Below are 17,765 nucleotides of genomic sequence, written 5' to 3' on the forward strand. Positions count from 1 at the left end.
AGCAAGCAAGCAAGCAAGCAAGCAAGCAAGCAAGCAAGCAAGCAAGCAAGCAAGCAAGCAAGCAAGCAAGCAAGCAAGCAAGCAAGCAAGCAAGCAAGCAGAGTGTAACAGAAATATACAGCATTTGAAAAATGATATTTTTAGATTGACTGGATGCAGGGAAGGCTGTCGTATTGAAGAAAAACGGTGTGGATAGAATTTTATCCACACCTTTTTTAGTTGAAAACCCCAGTTTTTTCTGTGTTTTATATATTATTTTTTTATTTATGTGAATTCTGTAAAGTATTCTATTTTAAATAATAATATAATTTATTTTGATAAATTTGGTAGCAAGGATTGAAAACTCTGGTAGAAGACAATTTTGACCAATAATGCGCATGGCCTATGTGGTTTTAACCCATAAGAAATGTGCTTTTGAACCCTGCTATTTTAGCATTTTTTCGCAAAAAGACCTACTCATCCACTGACTTATTTTTGATTAACGTATCGTTTACAGCTATTTAATGCAGACGGTATTGGGGTAGGTAATGGTGTGAAGGAATTCTTTATAGGTGTTCTTTTTCGGGAGAGAAGGCATCAGTACCTGCTGTTATAGCTACAAGATCAAAAAGAGATAGGGTACTGGTTTCTTGGTGTTTTTATTTTGTTTAAGTTGTTTTATTTCAATATAATTATGAGGTTTATTTGTTTTTTTTGTTCATAATAGAAAATCTCAATAGAGATAGCATTTGAAAGACTGCAGCAACAATTGGAATCCTGGGAAGGCATCCATAATAGGGCGAAAAATATGTTATTTTGGACCTATATTGTCCACTTTTGAGTGGCGCTTTAGTTGTCCTGGTCTGGCGTAATTTTGGATTTTGTCAGCAGTATTTTTCCTTTAATGAGGTCATCGTTGAATTGGCCGACAGTCGTTTTTTGAAGCATCTCCGATAGGCTATTGCGAATACTTTTAAACTCATGATGTAGCGGACAGGGATATTGTTCGGAGCAGAACTCCAGCCCCATTCCGCAACCCACAAAAAGGTTCTCCCCATCAATTGCTTTAACCACATCTGACAAAGGGGCAGACATATCGGATGCATCCAGATAGAACCCGCCACCAGGCCCTTTCATGGAACGAATAATACCGGCGCGGCTTAAATTTTGCAAGATTTTTCCGAGAAAGGCCTCAGGAGAATGGATATTTTCGGCGATTTCCTTTATGCCGACACGTTTGTTTTCTTGTGAACTCTGTGCGATAAAAAAAACTGCCCGAAGGCCATATTCACATGTTTTGGAAAAAATACCCATAATCTATTCTTGCTTTTTCACAAAGGTACAAAATCAAGAATAGCCATCCGCAATCCATGGAAAATTTACGGATGGCTATCACTGCTGCCTAGTTGAGCTGTAGGGAGGCTGGTCCAAACTCTTCAAAATGAATATGCTCGGTTTGGATACCTTGGTCAGTCAGATATTGAAAGTGTTTTTCTATAAAGCCCGAGGGGCCGCACAAGTAGTAATTGGCATTTTGTGGCAGATGATCTGGATGGATTTTAGCCAGATCTACCCAGCCCGGGAGATTACCACTGTTGCTTTCCTGGAGTTCATCGTAAAACGAGAAGCATCTGATATGCTCATGTTGTACCTCAAGTGTCCTGAGTCTGTCTTTAAATGCGTGTAAATCGCTATTTCTACAGCCATGAATCCATGTCACTGGATTTTGTCCCTTTGTCTTGATAAGCTGTTCCAGCATGGCCATCAACGGAGTCTGGCCGACTCCGCCACTGATAAACACATGCGGATGCCCGTTCTCAATCAGGTTGAAGGAGCCCGTAGGTGCTGTCAATTCCAGCTGTTTTCCCTCCTGAAAGTATTGGTGTAAGTAGTTGCTGACAATGCCTTCGGGTTTTCCCATGGGAGTTTCTTTTTTAACAGAGATACGAAGGTACTCACCATTACTGGCGTCAGATAGGCTGTATTGCCGCGGTTGGTAGAGGTGAAGCTCAGGTAGATACACACGTACACTTACATATTGGCCGGCAGTATGTTTTGGAAGTTGACCGCCATCAGTCGGTGCTAAATAAATCGATTGGATTTCTTCGGTCTCCGAAACGATTTTAACGATGTTAAAAGGTTTCCAACCTGTCCAGCCACCTTCGTTTTGGATCATTTGGTCGTACATCTCCTTTTCGATACCGATCATCAGGTCGGCCAATTGAAAGTAGGCAACTTTCCATGCCTCAATAAGCTCATCTGTAGCAGCATCGCCCAATACCTCCTGGATGGAAGCCAATAGGTGCTTGCCAACAATCTGATAATGTTCAGGACGAATATTGAGACTACTGTGTTTTTGTCCGATGTGTTTGACAGCGGGTAATAGTACACTGGGATTATCAATATGCTCCGCATACGCCAATACAGCGGTGGCCAATGCCGTTTGCTGTTTTGCATTTTGCTGATTCCCCATATTGAATATATGCCTGAGCTCAGGATTGTGTGTAAACATGCGTTTGTAAAAATGACTGGTTAACGCAACACCGTGCTCCTTCAAAACAGGTATAGTGCCTTTGATTAAATCTTTCTGTGTTTCGGTAATCATAATAAAATATTTAAATACCTTTTTGTCTTTTATTTTGATAAAAAAAAGGAATGAAATGTGATTTTACCTCTTTTAGAGGCTGTTAATACTCCTTGATAGGGTACATTTGCAAATGACTATCGTAAGCAAAAATAGTAAAATTAAATAAAAGACAAAAATGTCTTTTATTTAATTTACCTGCTTGCTCATGTTGACCGTTACTTGGATTTTATTGTTTAAGAATTGCGGAAAGAATATTCAGGATGATGACACTATTTCCAGGTTTTCAGGTTACGGGCATAAAAAGTCCATTCTGGGGTATTGATCACATCTTTGTCAATATCGTACCAAGGGCTTAACGCTGCATTGTTCCAATTGTTCAATAGCTGTATTTCCTGCGCAGGCATATAGCTTTGGGCGAGTAGTACAATTGTTTTGCCTTCCTTATTTTTAGCAAGGTCAACGACGATAATCGCATGGCCAATGGGGGAGCCTTTCTGTACGAAAGTGTCACCGATTTTGACAGTTGTGGACGATTTTACATTAGGAAGCTCATCGTGCAAGGAAGCCGTGTTGGCATAGGCAAAAATATACTCCATATACTTCCAATATTTTGGATACGAATAGTCTCCTTTGGCATAATCTGTATAGGTGCGTGGTTTGCCATCGGAGAGAAAATTGAAGCTAATGTCCTGATATCTCTTTTGCTGGTAGAGGTAATCTGCCCGTAATCGCATGACCGCGTCGGCACATTGGTGCAGGTCGCGTTTGCCAATATCGAGTTTTATAACGCTATTATAGATATTGTTTCGGGGCTTAATTTTTCCGTTATAATAACGTACCTCATGATCAATGGGGTATAATGGAAGGTTTTCGAGAAAACTACCGAAATCTTTTGACGTGTAGCTGAGTCTTTCAAAACCTGCAGGCAATAAGATTCTTGATTTGACAGTCATTCCCTTTGGATCAATAAATTGTCTCCCGTCAGGATTGCTGGTCTCCACAGTTAGGTCTTTGGATTTCGGTTGGGATACTGCTGAACTAGACTGTCCGCAGCCGATAAGAGCTTGTAAGGAAAGGATGGATAATAGCAGGTATGTTGTTGTCATATCAGAGTTTTTAAGTCAGTGTTACCGATCTTACTAAGATAGTCAAAATTCGGCAGAGTGTCCAGGTTGAGGAGTCTTGTGAAATTAAGGAATTTTTAAGCTGAGGATGAATGTTTTGGATCATTTTCTGATGTAGCTTAGCCAAATTAATCGCAATATTTTATGTCAGAAAAACAGATTTTTCAGACGTCGAGCAAAAAGCGTTGGTACGCTTTTTCATGGATGAGCAGGGCACTAGTCATTGGAATGATCGTAGCCATCATATGTGTTGTCTATACCCTGGGCAAGATCCAGGTACCTCCATTTCCAACAATCAATACAAATGCACCTTTGACGGCAAAGTCTACCGCAAAGTTGAAAAACTCGAAACAGTTTAAGGAGTTTACAGTCGTCAGATCGGAACTTGAAAAGATCAAACGCGACCGGGAGCTGAAACATATGAAGCATCTTGGCAATAAAAATAGGATTAACATGGGCTTTTATGTGAGTTCCTGGTCCAATGTGGTTCGTCAGCAATCTTTGTCAGACCTCAGGCGAAACATAGGACATCTAGATATGGTGGCCATGGAGTCCTTTTTTACGGTGCCCGGTCAGGATACCATTGTCGATAAAGCCGATACCGCTGCCCTGAATGCGATCCATCAATATAAACGGAAAGCAATTGCCCAAATTTCCAATTTCAGCGGCAATGACTTTGACGGACAGACTGTAAGGACAATACTGTCAGATCCAGCAAAACAGCAACGCTTTATTGATGATATTTTAATCAAAATAAAGCGGAATGGTTTTTCAGGCATCAATATCGACTTTGAAAACCTTCAACTGGATGACCGTAAACCTTTAAACGATTTTATGGCGCGAATCTATCAGGTTTTTCATAGCGAAGGTTTGCTGGTGTCACAGGATATTTCACCCGAAAATAATGATTATGACCCTATTTCGCTTCAAAAATACAATGATTACATCATTTTAATGGCCTATGATCAGCATTCTATCGAGAGCAATGCCGGCGCGATTTCCCACCAGGCTTGGGTCGAAAAGAACCTGGATGAGCTGTGCAGTAAGGTGGATGCAGATAAAGTGATTTTGGCGTTGGCCTGTTATGGATACGATTGGCCAGCTGGAAAAGTGGGCAAGACGCTGACCTATGACAATGCGGTTATCCTGGCACATAATTACAATGCGAACATTCGGTTCGATCGGGAGTCAGCGAATCTTAATTTTAGTTACAGGGATGGCAACGGCATGCGCCATGATGTCTATTTCACAGATGCTGCAACCTACTTTAATTTGATCCGTAAAGCTGACGATTGGGGATTGGCTGGTATAGCACTTTGGCGGTTGGGAAGTGAAGATGCCCGTTTATGGTCCTTTATCTCGAGATCTTTGGATCATGATCATTTGGCCAGGGAGCCTTTTGATTTTGAAAAAATAAGCAAAATCAAGGTCGGGGGGATACAATATATCGGTGATGGTGAGATTCTGGATTTGGTGAATAGCCCCGAGCCCGGATTGGTAAAATTTGCATACAATCCGGCTAATGATTTGATTGAGAATCAACAGTATGTTAAGACGCCGAGTAATTATGTGATTAAGCGTTTTGGCGAAAGGGACAACACCGTCGTATTAACTTTTGATGATGGCCCCGATCCTACATATACTCCCGAGGTTTTGGATATTTTAAAAAGAGAGCATGTTCCGGCAGCATTTTTTCTTGTGGGGGTTATGGCCGAAAAAAATATGGATCTGGTACGTAAAGAGTATCAGCAGGGGCATGAGCTTGGGAACCATACTTTTTTCCATCCCGATATGTCAACAATAGGTCCCAATCGGGTCAAATTTGAGTTAAATGCAACCCGGAAGATCATAGAATGTATTACCGGGCATAGTACGATTCTGTTTCGTGCACCGTTTAATGCTGATGCCGAACCGCAGACTGTCGCTGAAATTCTTCCGGTCGCCCAGAGCCGAAAGGAAAACTATATTAATGTTGGTGAGTATATTGATCCCAATGACTGGCTTCCCGGTCGTACTGCGGATGAAATTTATAATGAAGTTGTAAAACAACGTGACAATGGTAATATTATCCTGCTGCATGATGCTGGCGGTAATCGGGAGGCTACTATTGAGGCACTACCCCGTATTATTCATTATTTCAAAGCGCATGGTTATAAATTTGCGACGATCGGAGACCTTATGGGCAAGAAACGCGATGAGTTAATGCCGCCCGTGCAAAATGCATCGGATTCGGGGTTCAGCGGATCATCCAATCGGCTTTTTTTAGGCACACTGTTTTACGGAAATATCTTTCTTAACCTGATTTTCTCAATAGCGATTGTATTGGCAATCTTTCGTACAGTCATGGTAGCCTATCTGGCCATACGACAAAAAAGAAAAAATAGGAGGGAACAATCGGAATTGATATCGGATTCCCAGGAAAAGGTCAGTATTATTATCCCTGCCTATAACGAGGAGGTGACCGTTTTGGCGACAATCAAAAGCCTGCTTCATCTCGATTACCCAGCCTATGAACTGATTTTTGTCGATGACGGATCCAAAGATAAAACCTTCGAAATTGTGAGTAAGGTCTATGGCGACCACCCAAAGGTCAGGTTGTTTACAAAACTCAACGGCGGTAAAGCCTCGGCGCTCAATTATGGTATCCAACAGTCCGATGCGGCTTTTGTACTCTGTATAGATGCAGATACACAGTTGAAGACTGACGCTTTGCGGATGTTGATGAAGTATTTCAATAAAGATCAGGTTGCTGCGGTTGCCGGTAGTGTGAAAGTTGGTAATGTACACAATATGCTGACCCATTGGCAATCTATCGAATATATTACTTCCCAGAATATGGATAGAAGGGCTTTTGATCTGCTCAATATGATTTCGGTCGTTCCCGGCGCAATCGGTGCTTTTCGGCGGTCCGTCATTTTGGAAGTCGGTGGGTTTACAACAGATACATTGGCCGAAGATTGTGATCTGACCATGCGTATACTGAAGGCTGGTTATACCGTACGCAACTCCGCAGAGGCTGTTGCATTCACCGAAGCACCTGATACGGTAAAAATGCTTTTCAAGCAACGCTTCCGTTGGAGTTTCGGCGTGCTGCAGAGCTTCTGGAAAAATAAAGATACCTTGTTAAATCCCAAATACGGCTATTTCGGTATGGTCGGTATGCCCAATATCTTGATTTTTCAGATTATCCTGCCCTTATTTGCGCCATTGGCAGATTTATTTATGCTGTTTTCTTTGGTTAGCGGCTTGTTTTCGCTGAGCGAAGTCAATGGAATCAGCTGGACAGGGTTAGCCGGTTTGCTCTCCCTGCATAATGGTTTTGGTCAGGTCATGTTTTATTATTTTTTATTTGTATTCGTGGATATTTTCTTTGCTGGGATTGCTTTTCGGATGGAAGGTGAGAGAATGAAAAATTTGATCTACCTGTTTCCGCAGCGTTTTTTCTGGCGACAACTGATGTATTTTGTGCTATTCAAATCGGTCAGAAAAGCCATTAAAGGTGAGTTGAATACCTGGGGTACATTGAAGCGAACTGGGGGAGTGCGGGAGGTAACGGTTAGCCAATAGCGGCTATATCTTGGTGGTAACCCATTTTCTAAGTAATTTAGATCAGAGAATCTGTTTTTATCGTCAGGCAGGACATGATTCGTTTAAAAAAGGAAAATAAGAATGAAAATACTTTCGGCATCCCAGATGAGCTGGGTAGATAAACAAACAATGCATGATAAAGGGATCAGTAGCCTTGACTTGATGGAGCAGGCAGCGACCGCTGTTTTTGAAGCAATCAAGCAGCAGTATCCAAGATTGGAACAGCATTCCTTTTGTATTTTTTGTGGTAAAGGCAATAATGGTGGTGATGGATTGGTACTGGCCAGGCTTCTGGATCAACAGCAAGCCGAGGTCCGCGTCTATTTAATTGATACGCCGGATTATTCGGCAGATAACTTAGCAAACCAAAATCGCTTGCCTGCTCATCTTATCCGAAAAATTAGTACCAAAACTCAGATTCATATTCCTGGAGAGGCAATTGTGTTAGATTGTCTATTTGGTTACGGACTGAAATACCCGCTGAATGAAGACTGGCGGAATCTCATCGCAGCCATTAATGGCTTTAGTGGACCTGTTTATGCAATAGATATACCTTCAGGTCTTTTAAGTGACGAAACTACACCCAAAGATTCACCCGTGGTGGAGGCAGATCTGGTGTATACGTTTCAGTCCCCTAAATTGGCTCTGTTAATGCCTGAGAATAGATTTCGGGTCAAAGCGTTTCATGTATTGGATATTGGGCTGAGCCCAACGGCCTTTGATCAGGTTGATACTGCTTTTCACTATGTCGATTCAGCTTTGCTCAGGTCGTTCTATCGGAAACGAAATAAATTTGATCACAAAGGAACCTTCGGACATAGTCTGATCGTCGGTGGGAGTAGGGGCAAGATGGGCGCTGTGCAATTGGCCTTAAAGGCTGCTTTGCGCGCGGGCTGTGGTTTAGCTTCTGCTTATATACCATCCTGTGGGTATACAAGTATCCAGACCGCCGTCCCCGAAACTATGGTAATTACTGATCCCGACGACGATCTGATTACACAGTTTCCCGATGTGCATAGTTTTCAATCCATCGGTATCGGCATTGGTATGGGGACAGCCCAATCTACGATTGATGCTTTTAAGATGTTTATCGCGCAGGGTCTTGATACCCCCTTGGTATTAGATGCTGACGCATTGAATATCTTGGCGCAACAACCCGAACTATGGCAGTTCGTTCCGAAACAAAGTATATTGACTCCACATCCTAAAGAATTAAGTCGATTACTGGGTGCTTGGCAGAATGACTTTCAAAAGATGGATAAGGTGAAGGCTTTTGCAGCACAATACCAGTTGTACGTTTTGATCAAAGGGGCCAACAGTGCGCTGGTAACACCTGAGGGAGTAATTTATTTCAATAGCACCGGCAATGTCGGAATGGCTACGGGTGGCAGCGGAGATATCTTGACTGGGATATTGACGGCTTTGATCGGTCAGGGCTATTCTTCCCGGGAAGCACTGATTATGGGAGTATACCTTCATGGAAGGGCAGCCGATATTGCGGTACCGTCAATTGGCGTTTATTCCTTATTGCCTTCAGACATTATTAGTTATCTTCCAGCAGCTTTTTTAGAACTCGAAATACAGTGATGACAGATTGGTATATCGAACAGGTATTTGCGGCCCGCACCTGGAAGCTCCGAAAGGAAGTATTCAGTGCCAAAGGGCAACTGTCAGAGGTCATGCTTGACGGGGATTTTGAAGCCTCGCATTTTGCGGCTTACAATGGCGATGAAGTTGTGGGGGTACTTACTTTGCAGCGCTCGGAAGAGGACTATGAAATTCTTTATTTTGCCGTTCACCCCGATTTTAGAAAACAGGGAGCAGGTAGTGCGTTACTTCGTTATGCGCTACAATTTGTTAAAATAGTTGAAGGTCGTAGTCTCTTTGTTCGGACGACTTCGCAGCAGCAGCATTTTTGGATACAAAATGCATTTGTTCTAATGAAAGAATCAGGTATGCCAGACCGATTCATATACAATATAAAAGAGGATATTATATCTCCGTGAGATGCATGAATGGGGAATTCCTGTCACGATTGGGCTAGTTCTTGAACTCTCCTTCGTGTTGAATAATAGACTGAGTGGGCATAAAACCAGATTTTTTGAATTACCTTAGGTTTTTATTGTTTGCGGTGGCATGAGACAATAAGGCAAGTCATGTCTGTTGCGTAAGGCGAAGTATGTAAAAACAACGTTCATCAGGTACATGATGCCCTTGTTTTGATAGTAAATGACATCTTTATGCTGTCTAAATGCTTGCATAATCAATACGGTCTGCGGCTGTAATCGGCCGGATGACGCGACATGGATTTCCTGCCGCAATGACATCAGCAGGGATATCTTTGGTCACCACCGAACCTGAGCCAATCACCGAATTTCTTCCGATACGTACTCCGGGGTTAACAACGACCTGCCCGCCGATCCATACATTATCTTCAATGACAATGGGGGCCGAAAATTCCCAGCCCTGATTTCTTGTTTCAAAATAAATCGGATGACCTGCGGTAAAAAGACTGACGTTTGGCCCGAACAGTACATTTGCACCAATTGTCACGGGTGCACCGTCCAAAATGGTGCAGTTGTAATTGCTGTAAAAGTTCTCACCAATGGAGATGTTATAGCCATAATCGCAACGGAATGGTGGTTCCAGAAAGAAACGGCTACCTGTTGTTTTAAATAGCTTTTGAATGATCTGCTTTCTGAATTTGATCTGTTTGGGTTCGGAGTCATTGAAACGTTTGAGCTCTTCTTTTGCAAATTGCCTTTCTTTAAATAGTTGTCCATCCGTATCGATATAGGGTATGCCCGCAATCATTTTCTCCTTGGGTGATTTCATTCAGTCAATATTTTTGATCTGGCGCAAATATACGGGAAGTTTTTTAGGCACTACATGGACAGTTAAAATTAAACTGTCGTTTATGAGCTGAATTTATTCTTTCTGGATGAAATAATATATTCTTTACAAACAATTTGCTGCTGAGAAGCATTTAGATAATGGAACACACAGAATGCTATTGTCTTCACGGAAGGCTTTTATTCAAAACAATCATTTCAATGAAAATCGCTTATATCAGTACCTATTTACCCAAAGAATGTGGTATCGCAACCTTCACTTCGGATCTGCTGCATGCAGTGGCCCTACACAATCAGGATCTGACCCAGCACGTTATTGCCGTTGCTGATCGAGATTATCTTTATCCAAGTGAAGTGGTTTTTACTATTGACCAGTACCATCAGCTTTCCTACATCGAAGCTGCCAACTACATCAACGACAATGGTTACGACTGCGTCGTACTTGAACACGAATATGGTATTTTCGGAGGAAATAGCGGTATGTATATTCTTTCGCTCATTAATGCGCTTCATATTCCGCTGTTGGTAAATTTTCATACCATTCTGGAGAAACCGAATGTTGACGAGAAAGCGATTTTGATAGAATTGGTTAAACGTGCTTCCATCGTTGTTGTCATGAGCAATTACGCGATTACATTGTTGAAATCCGTCTATCGTGTCAATACCGCGAAAGTGAGGCTCATCCACCATGGGGTACCCGAATTTTGCCTTAGTCAGGAAGAAGCCAAAGCGCAGATAGGGCTTTCAGGCAAAAAGATTTTATTGACTTTCGGATTCATAGGACGGAATAAGGGAATTGAAACCGTGATTGAGTCTCTTGCCGAGGTGGTTAAAGACGAACCTGATCTTTTGTATTTGATCGTTGGGAAGACGCACCCCAATGTACTGGCCCATTCCGGAGAAGAATACCGTGATTATCTCAAGAGCTTGATAGACACATATAAGTTGGGAGAACATGTACAATTTGTCAATTCTTTTGTCAGCCAGTCGGACCTTGTTACCTACCTGTCGGCCTGTGATGTGTATGTGACTCCTTATGTCAACGAAGCGCAAATCACAAGCGGAACACTATCCTATGCCATAGGGGCGGGGGCTGCAGTGGTGTCTACGCCCTATTGGCATGCCAAAGAGCTGTTGGCTGATGGCCGTGGCGTACTGGTAGAGTTTAAAAATCCTGCCCAGATGGCGAGGACTTTGACAGCATTATTTAGCAATCAGGAATACCGTATGACCCTGCGCGACAATGCCCGAAACTTTGGTAAGGAGATGACCTGGCGAAATATCGGGCTTCGCTATACCCGGCTTTTGGATAAAGTGGTGCCTTCACAGGATGGTTTCAAAGAAAATGTCACATTTTCTAAAGATGAAATGCCTAAGTTCAGCTGGAAACATATTGATCGCTTGACCAATCAGGTCGGTATTTTGCAGCATGCGACCTATTCATTGCCTAATTATAAAGAGGGGTATTGCTTGGATGATAATGCGCGTGCACTACTGGTTACTTTATTGGCACAGCGTGACTTTTCAGACAAAAAACTAGACCGTCGTATCTCCACTTATCTGAGTTACATCTACTATCATCAGCGACAAGACGGGCTGTTTCATAATTTCATGAGCTTTCAGCATAATTTTCTCGATGAAGTCGGATCAGAGGATTCTTTTGGCCGAACGATCTGGGCTTTAGGGGTACTGCTCCGGGAAACAAAGCTGACAAGCTATTATCAGTTGGGGCATGAACTGTTTTTTAGATCCGTGCCAAATTTTCGTCAGCTGCGGTCCAATCGTGCCATTGCCTATACCATACTCGGTATAGCCGAGTATTTGCATCATCAGTCGAATGACGAAGTCATGATCGAATTGATGCGGGAACTGGTCAGTAAGTTGATACGGGAATATGAGGCAAGTTCGGATGACAATTGGCAATGGTTTGAGGCGGTACTGGCCTATGATAATGCTATTTTGCCTTATGCTTTACTGACAGCCTATCCATTTCTTAACGATGAGGCCGTTAAACAATTGGGCTTATCGACCCTGACATTTCTGGAGAGCATTACCGTTCAGAATGGCGCTCTTTCGCTAGTCGGAAATCAGGACTGGGCAAAACAGGGGAAACACATCAGCAAATTCGGTCAGCAGCCGCTTGATGTCACGGCAATGGTGTTTATGTACCGCGAAGCATTTCGTCTGACCAACAAAAAGGTCTATTTTGCCCGTATGATCGCTTCGTTCCGCTGGTTTTTAGGCGAGAATGACTTAAAACTCGGACTTTACGATGAAGAAACCAAAGGCTGCTGCGATGGCCTTGAATCTTATGGAATCAATAGAAACCAGGGCGCCGAAAGCACCCTCTGTTTCTATCTTGCCTATATTATCGTTTACGGTGCTTTTATTGATAGCGCTCAGGATTCAAAATAGCAAGCAGCAAGTCCTCCAGATTGATCGTCGCATAGGTGGATGCATAGTCAGACATCGCGTAGGGCAAAATCAGCTGTTCATTGTGAACCAGTGCACCACAGGAATAAATGACATTAGGGACGTAGCCTTCGCGCTCCTCGTCATTGGGAGTCATCAAAGGACTGTGAAGACGGCCTATTTCCACATGCGGGTTGTCCAGGTCCAGTAAGGCTGCGCCGAGGACATACTCGCGCATCGGGCCGACCGCATGTGTCAGGATCAGCCAGCCGTACTTGGTCTCTATCGGTGATCCGCAATTGCCTATCTGCACATATTCGTAGGCATATTCAGGTTGCTGGATCCTAATCGCCGTTTCCTGCCAGATATTGATGTTATTGGAATAGGCGATATAGTTGTTTTCACCATCAATACGGCACAGCATCGCATACCTGCCGTTGATTTTTCGGGGGAAGAGTGCCGCCCCTTTATTGGCAATCTCCCCATAGATCGGTTTTACCTTGAAATGGTAGAAATCTTTGGTGGTCAAAAGCTTGGGGAGTATGCTGAATCCGTCGTACGCTGTGTAGGTCGCATAGTAGATGCTTTCTCCTTTTTCATCCTTAAACTGTACAAAACGGGCGTCCTCGATGCCTCTTTTCTCTGTATCCGCAATCGGGAAGATGACCCGTTCAGAAATGGAGGTGTCCAGTGAAAATGTCATTTCATAATGGGATGAGGCCAGCCATAGTGCCTGTTGTAAAAAGGTGATGTTTTCGAGATTTTCTTCGCTATCCCGTCTGACCTCGTCGATATAACGCTTGAGTTCCTCATAAGTAAACGTCGCTGTTAATTTTTGCTCAAGCTTCATTTTCACTTCCGTGGGCTCGGCATGGAGCTCGTTCATCTTTTTTAAGAAGGACTCCTTATGATAACGGTGGTTTTTGACCTGAATTGGTTTGTCCAACAAATTACCGATATAATCTATATGGATATTATTGTCCAGGTCAAGGGTTCCGGCACGAAAAACAATCGAAGATACATGGCCTTCACCTGTGGCCCTAAAGCTCAGTATCACACGTTTTTCACCTTTAAAGAGTTCGGTCTGATCTGGGTGCTCTACAATGGAAGGATTAAAAAGCGCTGCGGATTCAATGGAATACTCCATCGTAAAGTATGAACCGATCAAAAGCTTGTCCAATTGGCTGAGTTTATCTTTCGGAAAAGGAACTTTCTCCAGTAAATGGCTGACACGTTCAAAATTACGTTCAAAAATGTTGATAATGCTACGATGTCTTTTTGTATAGCTACGGAGGATCTGACCAAAAACCTCTTTACGCTCGGGCTCGCTCAGTCCTAAGGTGCGTTTTATTACCTTGACAGTACGCTCGTCACCAAGAGAGAAAAATCTGGCCAATACTCTTTTCTTGTCCGGCTTGAAATATATGTCTTTTCGATCTACTTTTACAGGTTTATGCATATCAGCGTTTTTCAAGTTTACATGCTATAAGAACGATCAGCGACGGGTTTTTGTTTTTATAAGCTTCGGATAAAGACAGGATATGTTGTAAAAATGGAGTAACTTTGCCCGATACAAATTTTTAGATATGGCTGAAAATAGTTTAGATACATTAGAACCAAAAGCAATTTGGAAAAATTTTGCTGCCCTGAACGCTGTTCCGCGGGCCTCGAAAAAAGAGGAACGTGTCATTTCGTTCATGGTAGATTTTGGAAAATCACTGGGATTGGCGACCAGTGTAGATGAAATTGGTAATGTGTTGATCAAGAAACCGGCAAGTACGGGAATGGAAGATCGTAAAACGGTTGTCCTGCAATCACATCTGGATATGGTGCACCAAAAGAATAACGACACCGTTTTTGATTTCGACAATGAGGGCATTAAAATGTATGTGGATGGTGACTGGGTAAAAGCCGAAGGAACTACTTTGGGTGCAGATAATGGGCTTGGTGTGGCTACGATCATGTCTATTTTAGAATCGACAACAATTGTTCATCCAGCGATTGAAGCTTTGTTTACCATCGATGAAGAGACTGGAATGACCGGGGCTTTGGGATTAAAAGGAGGTGTGTTGTCAGGCGAGATCCTATTGAACCTTGATACTGAAAATGACAATGAGATAGACATTGGTTGTGCTGGCGGTATTGATGTTACGGCAACACAATCCTATATCGCAGAAGCCTGTCCTTCAGACGCCATATCTTTTGAACTTACGGTAAAAGGATTGCATGGCGGGCATTCAGGCATGGATATCCATAAGGGCTTTGCGAATGCCAATAAAGTGATGAACCGTCTTTTGTTTAAGGCCAATGAACGCTATGGATTACGTATTGCATCGTTATTGGGCGGCAGCCTTCGCAATGCGATCCCAAGAGAAAGCGTGGCCAAAGTTGTCATAAATAAAGACAAATCGCCGGCATTCATTGCGGAACTGACACAATTGGCGCAGGACATCAAATTTGAATTTGCAACGACCGAACCCCTAATGGAAATCATAGTGCAGCCAAGTGATGCAGTTCATACGACAGTTGTTCCTGTTCGCGTACAGGAGAATTTAATCAATTGCGTATATGCGGCATTGAATGGTGTCTATCGGGTGAGTGCAGATTTTGAGGATCTTGTTGAAACTTCCAACAATATAGCTAAAGTTGAGGTGGGGGATGGGCAGATGGCTATTAAATGTTTGACCCGTTCTTCGGTTGAAACGTCCAAGTTTGATCTAGCCTATTCATTGCAGGCAGCCTTTGAATTAGGAGGCTTTGATGTGGCATTCTCCGGAAATTATCCGGGATGGGCACCCAATCCAAATTCTGAAATTTTAAAGGTGCTTAAATCCATTTATACAAAACAACACGGGGAGGCTCCAGAAGTTGTGGCCTGTCACGCTGGATTGGAATGTGGTATATTGGGAACCAATTATCCCGGTATGGATATGATTTCTTTTGGTCCAACGATATTGGGGGCGCACTCACCGGCAGAACGCGCTTCGATATCTTCTGTTCAGAAATATTGGAGCTTTGTGCTCGAAATATTAAGAGAGATTCCACGTAAGTAAGCCGCTGCTCTACTTCGCAGCAAGAGCAGCGTATACTAACAATATACCAGCCCCCAAAGTTTAGCCAATTTTGGGGGTATTTTTATGCTGTTTATTTCCCATTCGCTTTTAGGTTGCTTATTTCATTATCCGAAAAAGGTTAATAACAACAGGATGTACGCATCTAAAAGAATCAAACAAACTTACCACGTATATTATCGTCATATATCGTGGGATTTTCAATTATTTTTCACTTTCCTTGTAGAAAACGAAAAATAATTGTATTTTCAGGATGAAAAAATGATTTACTAGACCAAAATTTTATTAAACCTCTCTATTGAGGGGTGGACCTAATATTGATATAATGACCATAATCCTCATTGTAATCAGCATTTGTTTGCTCATTCTATGCATTACTTATTTTAAGATTAATGCGTTTCTTTCGTTTTTATTGGTTTCTATTCTCAGCGGACTGTGTTTGGGTATTGCACCGGATCAGCTGGTAGGTACTGTTGAAAAAGGAATCGCGGGCGTTATGGGGAGCCTGACCTTGATTATCGTGCTGGGCGCCATGTTGGGCAAGATCGTCGCCGAAAGTGGCGCTGCTGAAATCATCGCTGTGCAGATGGTTCGGCTGATGGGGGAGAAATACCTGCAGTGGGGCCTAATGCTGACCGGTTTTGTCGTTGGGATTCCGTTGTTTTACGGGGTTGGTTTCGTGCTGCTGGTACCGCTGATTTTTTCGATTTCTTATCGATACAAGCTTCCGGCCGTATATATTGGGCTGCCCATGCTGGCCGCATTATCGGTTACCCATGGATTTATTCCTCCCCATCCATCACCAGTTGCGCTGGTCGCACTTTTTCATGCGGATATGGGGCTGACATTGATTTATGGTCTTTTGATCGCTTTTCCGGCGATTGTATTAGGAGGACCTATTTTCGGCCGACGCCTGCGGAATATGCTCCCGAGTCAAGAATCAATCTTCCGGCAGGAAAAAACAGTCGATCAACAGGTGTACAAGCAGCCTGCGGTTGGTACCAGTTTGGTCGTTGCCTTGCTACCCGTTCTATTGATTATCTTATTTACCCTTATACCTTATATATACCATACCGATGATGCCAACGTACAGCGCTGGTTGAAATTTATCGGCAGCACAACAGTGGTCATGGTCATTGCAATCGCTTTGGCCACCTACTTACTGGGATTGAAACTTGGCCGTTCCATGGTCAAAGTCATGTCGATCTATGAGTCAGCAGTCAAGGATATTGCGATGATCTTATTGATTATTGCCGGATCTGGAGTTTTCAAACAGGTCATGGAGGATAGTGGTGTGAGCCTTTTGTTGGCCAATACCTTACAGCAACTTCCTATTTCACCCTTGCTATTAGCATGGTTAATTACTGCTGTCATCAGAGGTTGTGTGGGGTCAGCAACAGTTGCCGCACTGACAGCTGCTGGAGTTTTATTACCCATTGTTACAGCAGGCAAGGTTGACCCCAATCTGATGGTATTGGCAATCGGGGCTGGAAGTCTCATGTTTTCCCATGTCAATGATGCGGGCTTCTGGCTGTTTAAGGAGTATTTTGGCCTGAGCGTCAAGGACACTTTATTCTCCTGGTCGATTATGGAAGCCATTGTTTCCATCGTCGGACTGGTTGCTGTTTTGCTATTGCAAATAATTTTATATTAGCTATTATATTTTTAAACTTTAAAATCATTCACGATGTACAACGCAGATGAACAATTTGAGAAATTAGGTTTGACATTACCTCCGGCACCAGCACCTAAAGGTGTATATAAACCCTACGTTATCGATGGCAAGTATCTTTATCTTTCTGGACATGGGCCGGTACAGGATGACGCTTCGCTGATTATCGGACGGATTGGTAGCGATATCAGCCCCGAGGATGGTAAACTTGCGGCTAGACAAGTGGGATTGACTATGTTATCGACAATCAAAACTAATTTGGGCTCGTTGAATAAAATTAAGCGAGTTATTAAGGTATTGGGTATGGTCAACTGTACCTCCGATTTTCTGTATCATCCCGGGGTAATCAACGGCTGTAGTGAGTTGTTTGCTGCGGTATGGGGCGAGGAAAATGGAATCGGTACACGTAGTGCGGTCGGATTTGGCTCCCTACCAGATAATATTCCTGTTGAGATAGAAGCATTATTTGAGTTATATTAA

General features: G+C 42.9%; 13 protein-coding genes. 8 read left to right on the forward strand and 5 right to left on the reverse strand.

The genetic code is table 11. The features are described from left to right. A partial coding sequence (locus D7322_RS28735) for a hypothetical protein (RefSeq protein ID WP_220700013.1) occupies positions 1 to 196 on the forward strand: 196 nt, incomplete at its 5' end. Between the two features lie 632 nt (positions 197 to 828). On the opposite strand, the gene D7322_RS04045 is transcribed toward D7322_RS28735, so the two are convergent. The 3 genes from D7322_RS04045 to D7322_RS04055 all read right to left on the reverse strand — a co-directional run bounded on the left by D7322_RS04045 (position 829) and on the right by D7322_RS04055 (position 3,672). Beyond that, the gene (locus tag D7322_RS04045) at positions 829 to 1,293 is read right to left on the reverse strand and encodes an RrF2 family transcriptional regulator (protein WP_121121570.1); all 465 of its coding nucleotides are present in this window, start codon (positions 1,291 to 1,293) and stop codon (positions 829 to 831) included. An 88-nt stretch (positions 1,294 to 1,381) separates the two neighbouring features. After that, positions 1,382 to 2,584, reverse strand: coding sequence for an NO-inducible flavohemoprotein (gene hmpA, locus D7322_RS04050; protein WP_245971247.1), 1,203 nt, complete (start codon positions 2,582 to 2,584; stop codon positions 1,382 to 1,384). 251 nt (positions 2,585 to 2,835) lie between these two features. Beyond that, on the reverse strand, positions 2,836 to 3,672 hold the full coding sequence (locus D7322_RS04055; RefSeq protein ID WP_121121572.1) for a DUF4846 domain-containing protein: 837 nt from the start codon (positions 3,670 to 3,672) through the stop codon (positions 2,836 to 2,838). A 162-nt stretch (positions 3,673 to 3,834) separates the two neighbouring features. Here D7322_RS04055 and D7322_RS04060 point away from each other — a divergent pair, with 162 nt between their 5' ends. The 3 genes from D7322_RS04060 (at position 3,835) to D7322_RS04070 (ending at position 9,284) form a co-directional block, all read left to right on the forward strand. Then, a complete protein-coding gene (locus tag D7322_RS04060) occupies positions 3,835 to 7,257 on the forward strand; it encodes a glycosyltransferase (RefSeq protein ID WP_121121574.1) in 3,423 nt (1,140 codons plus the stop codon). Between the two features lie 102 nt (positions 7,258 to 7,359). Beyond that, positions 7,360 to 8,865 (forward strand): NAD(P)H-hydrate dehydratase, encoded by a 1,506-nt coding sequence (locus D7322_RS04065; protein ID WP_121121576.1) that lies wholly within the window; start codon positions 7,360 to 7,362, stop codon positions 8,863 to 8,865. Continuing rightward, complete coding sequence (locus D7322_RS04070) at positions 8,865 to 9,284, forward strand: GNAT family N-acetyltransferase (RefSeq protein WP_121121578.1); 420 nt, start codon at positions 8,865 to 8,867, stop codon at positions 9,282 to 9,284. Before D7322_RS04065 ends, D7322_RS04070 begins: the two co-directional genes overlap by 1 nt. A 241-nt stretch (positions 9,285 to 9,525) precedes the next feature. Here the strand turns inward: D7322_RS04070 and D7322_RS04075 are convergent, their stop codons facing one another. Next, positions 9,526 to 10,113: a sugar O-acetyltransferase gene (locus D7322_RS04075; protein WP_121121580.1), complete on the reverse strand. Its 588-nt coding sequence runs from the start codon at positions 10,111 to 10,113 to the stop codon at positions 9,526 to 9,528. A gap of 218 nt (positions 10,114 to 10,331) precedes the next feature. On the opposite strand from D7322_RS04075, the gene D7322_RS04080 reads away from it, so the two are divergent. Beyond that, entirely contained in the window at positions 10,332 to 12,545 is a 2,214-nt protein-coding gene (locus D7322_RS04080; RefSeq protein ID WP_121121582.1) for a glycosyltransferase family 4 protein, read from the forward strand. On the opposite strand, the gene D7322_RS04085 is transcribed toward D7322_RS04080, so the two are convergent. Beyond that, complete coding sequence (locus tag D7322_RS04085; protein ID WP_121121584.1) at positions 12,517 to 14,001, reverse strand: glycoside hydrolase family 130 protein; 1,485 nt, start codon at positions 13,999 to 14,001, stop codon at positions 12,517 to 12,519. The genes D7322_RS04080 and D7322_RS04085 overlap by 29 nt on opposite strands. Positions 14,002 to 14,128: 127 nt before the next feature. Between D7322_RS04085 and D7322_RS04090 the strand changes: the two genes are divergently transcribed. From D7322_RS04090 to D7322_RS04100, 3 genes are all read left to right on the forward strand, one after another. After that, entirely contained in the window at positions 14,129 to 15,595 is a 1,467-nt protein-coding gene (locus tag D7322_RS04090) for an aminoacyl-histidine dipeptidase (protein WP_121121586.1), read from the forward strand. A 343-nt stretch (positions 15,596 to 15,938) separates the two neighbouring features. Continuing rightward, a complete protein-coding gene (locus D7322_RS04095) occupies positions 15,939 to 17,267 on the forward strand; it encodes a GntT/GntP/DsdX family permease (RefSeq protein WP_121121588.1) in 1,329 nt (442 codons plus the stop codon). 33 nt (positions 17,268 to 17,300) lie between these two features. Then, positions 17,301 to 17,765, forward strand: a complete 465-nt coding sequence (locus D7322_RS04100) for a RidA family protein (RefSeq protein WP_108632217.1) — start codon at positions 17,301 to 17,303, stop codon at positions 17,763 to 17,765.

It is taken from the genome of Sphingobacterium puteale (assembly GCF_003627955.1).
Classification (GTDB): domain Bacteria; phylum Bacteroidota; class Bacteroidia; order Sphingobacteriales; family Sphingobacteriaceae; genus Sphingobacterium; species Sphingobacterium puteale.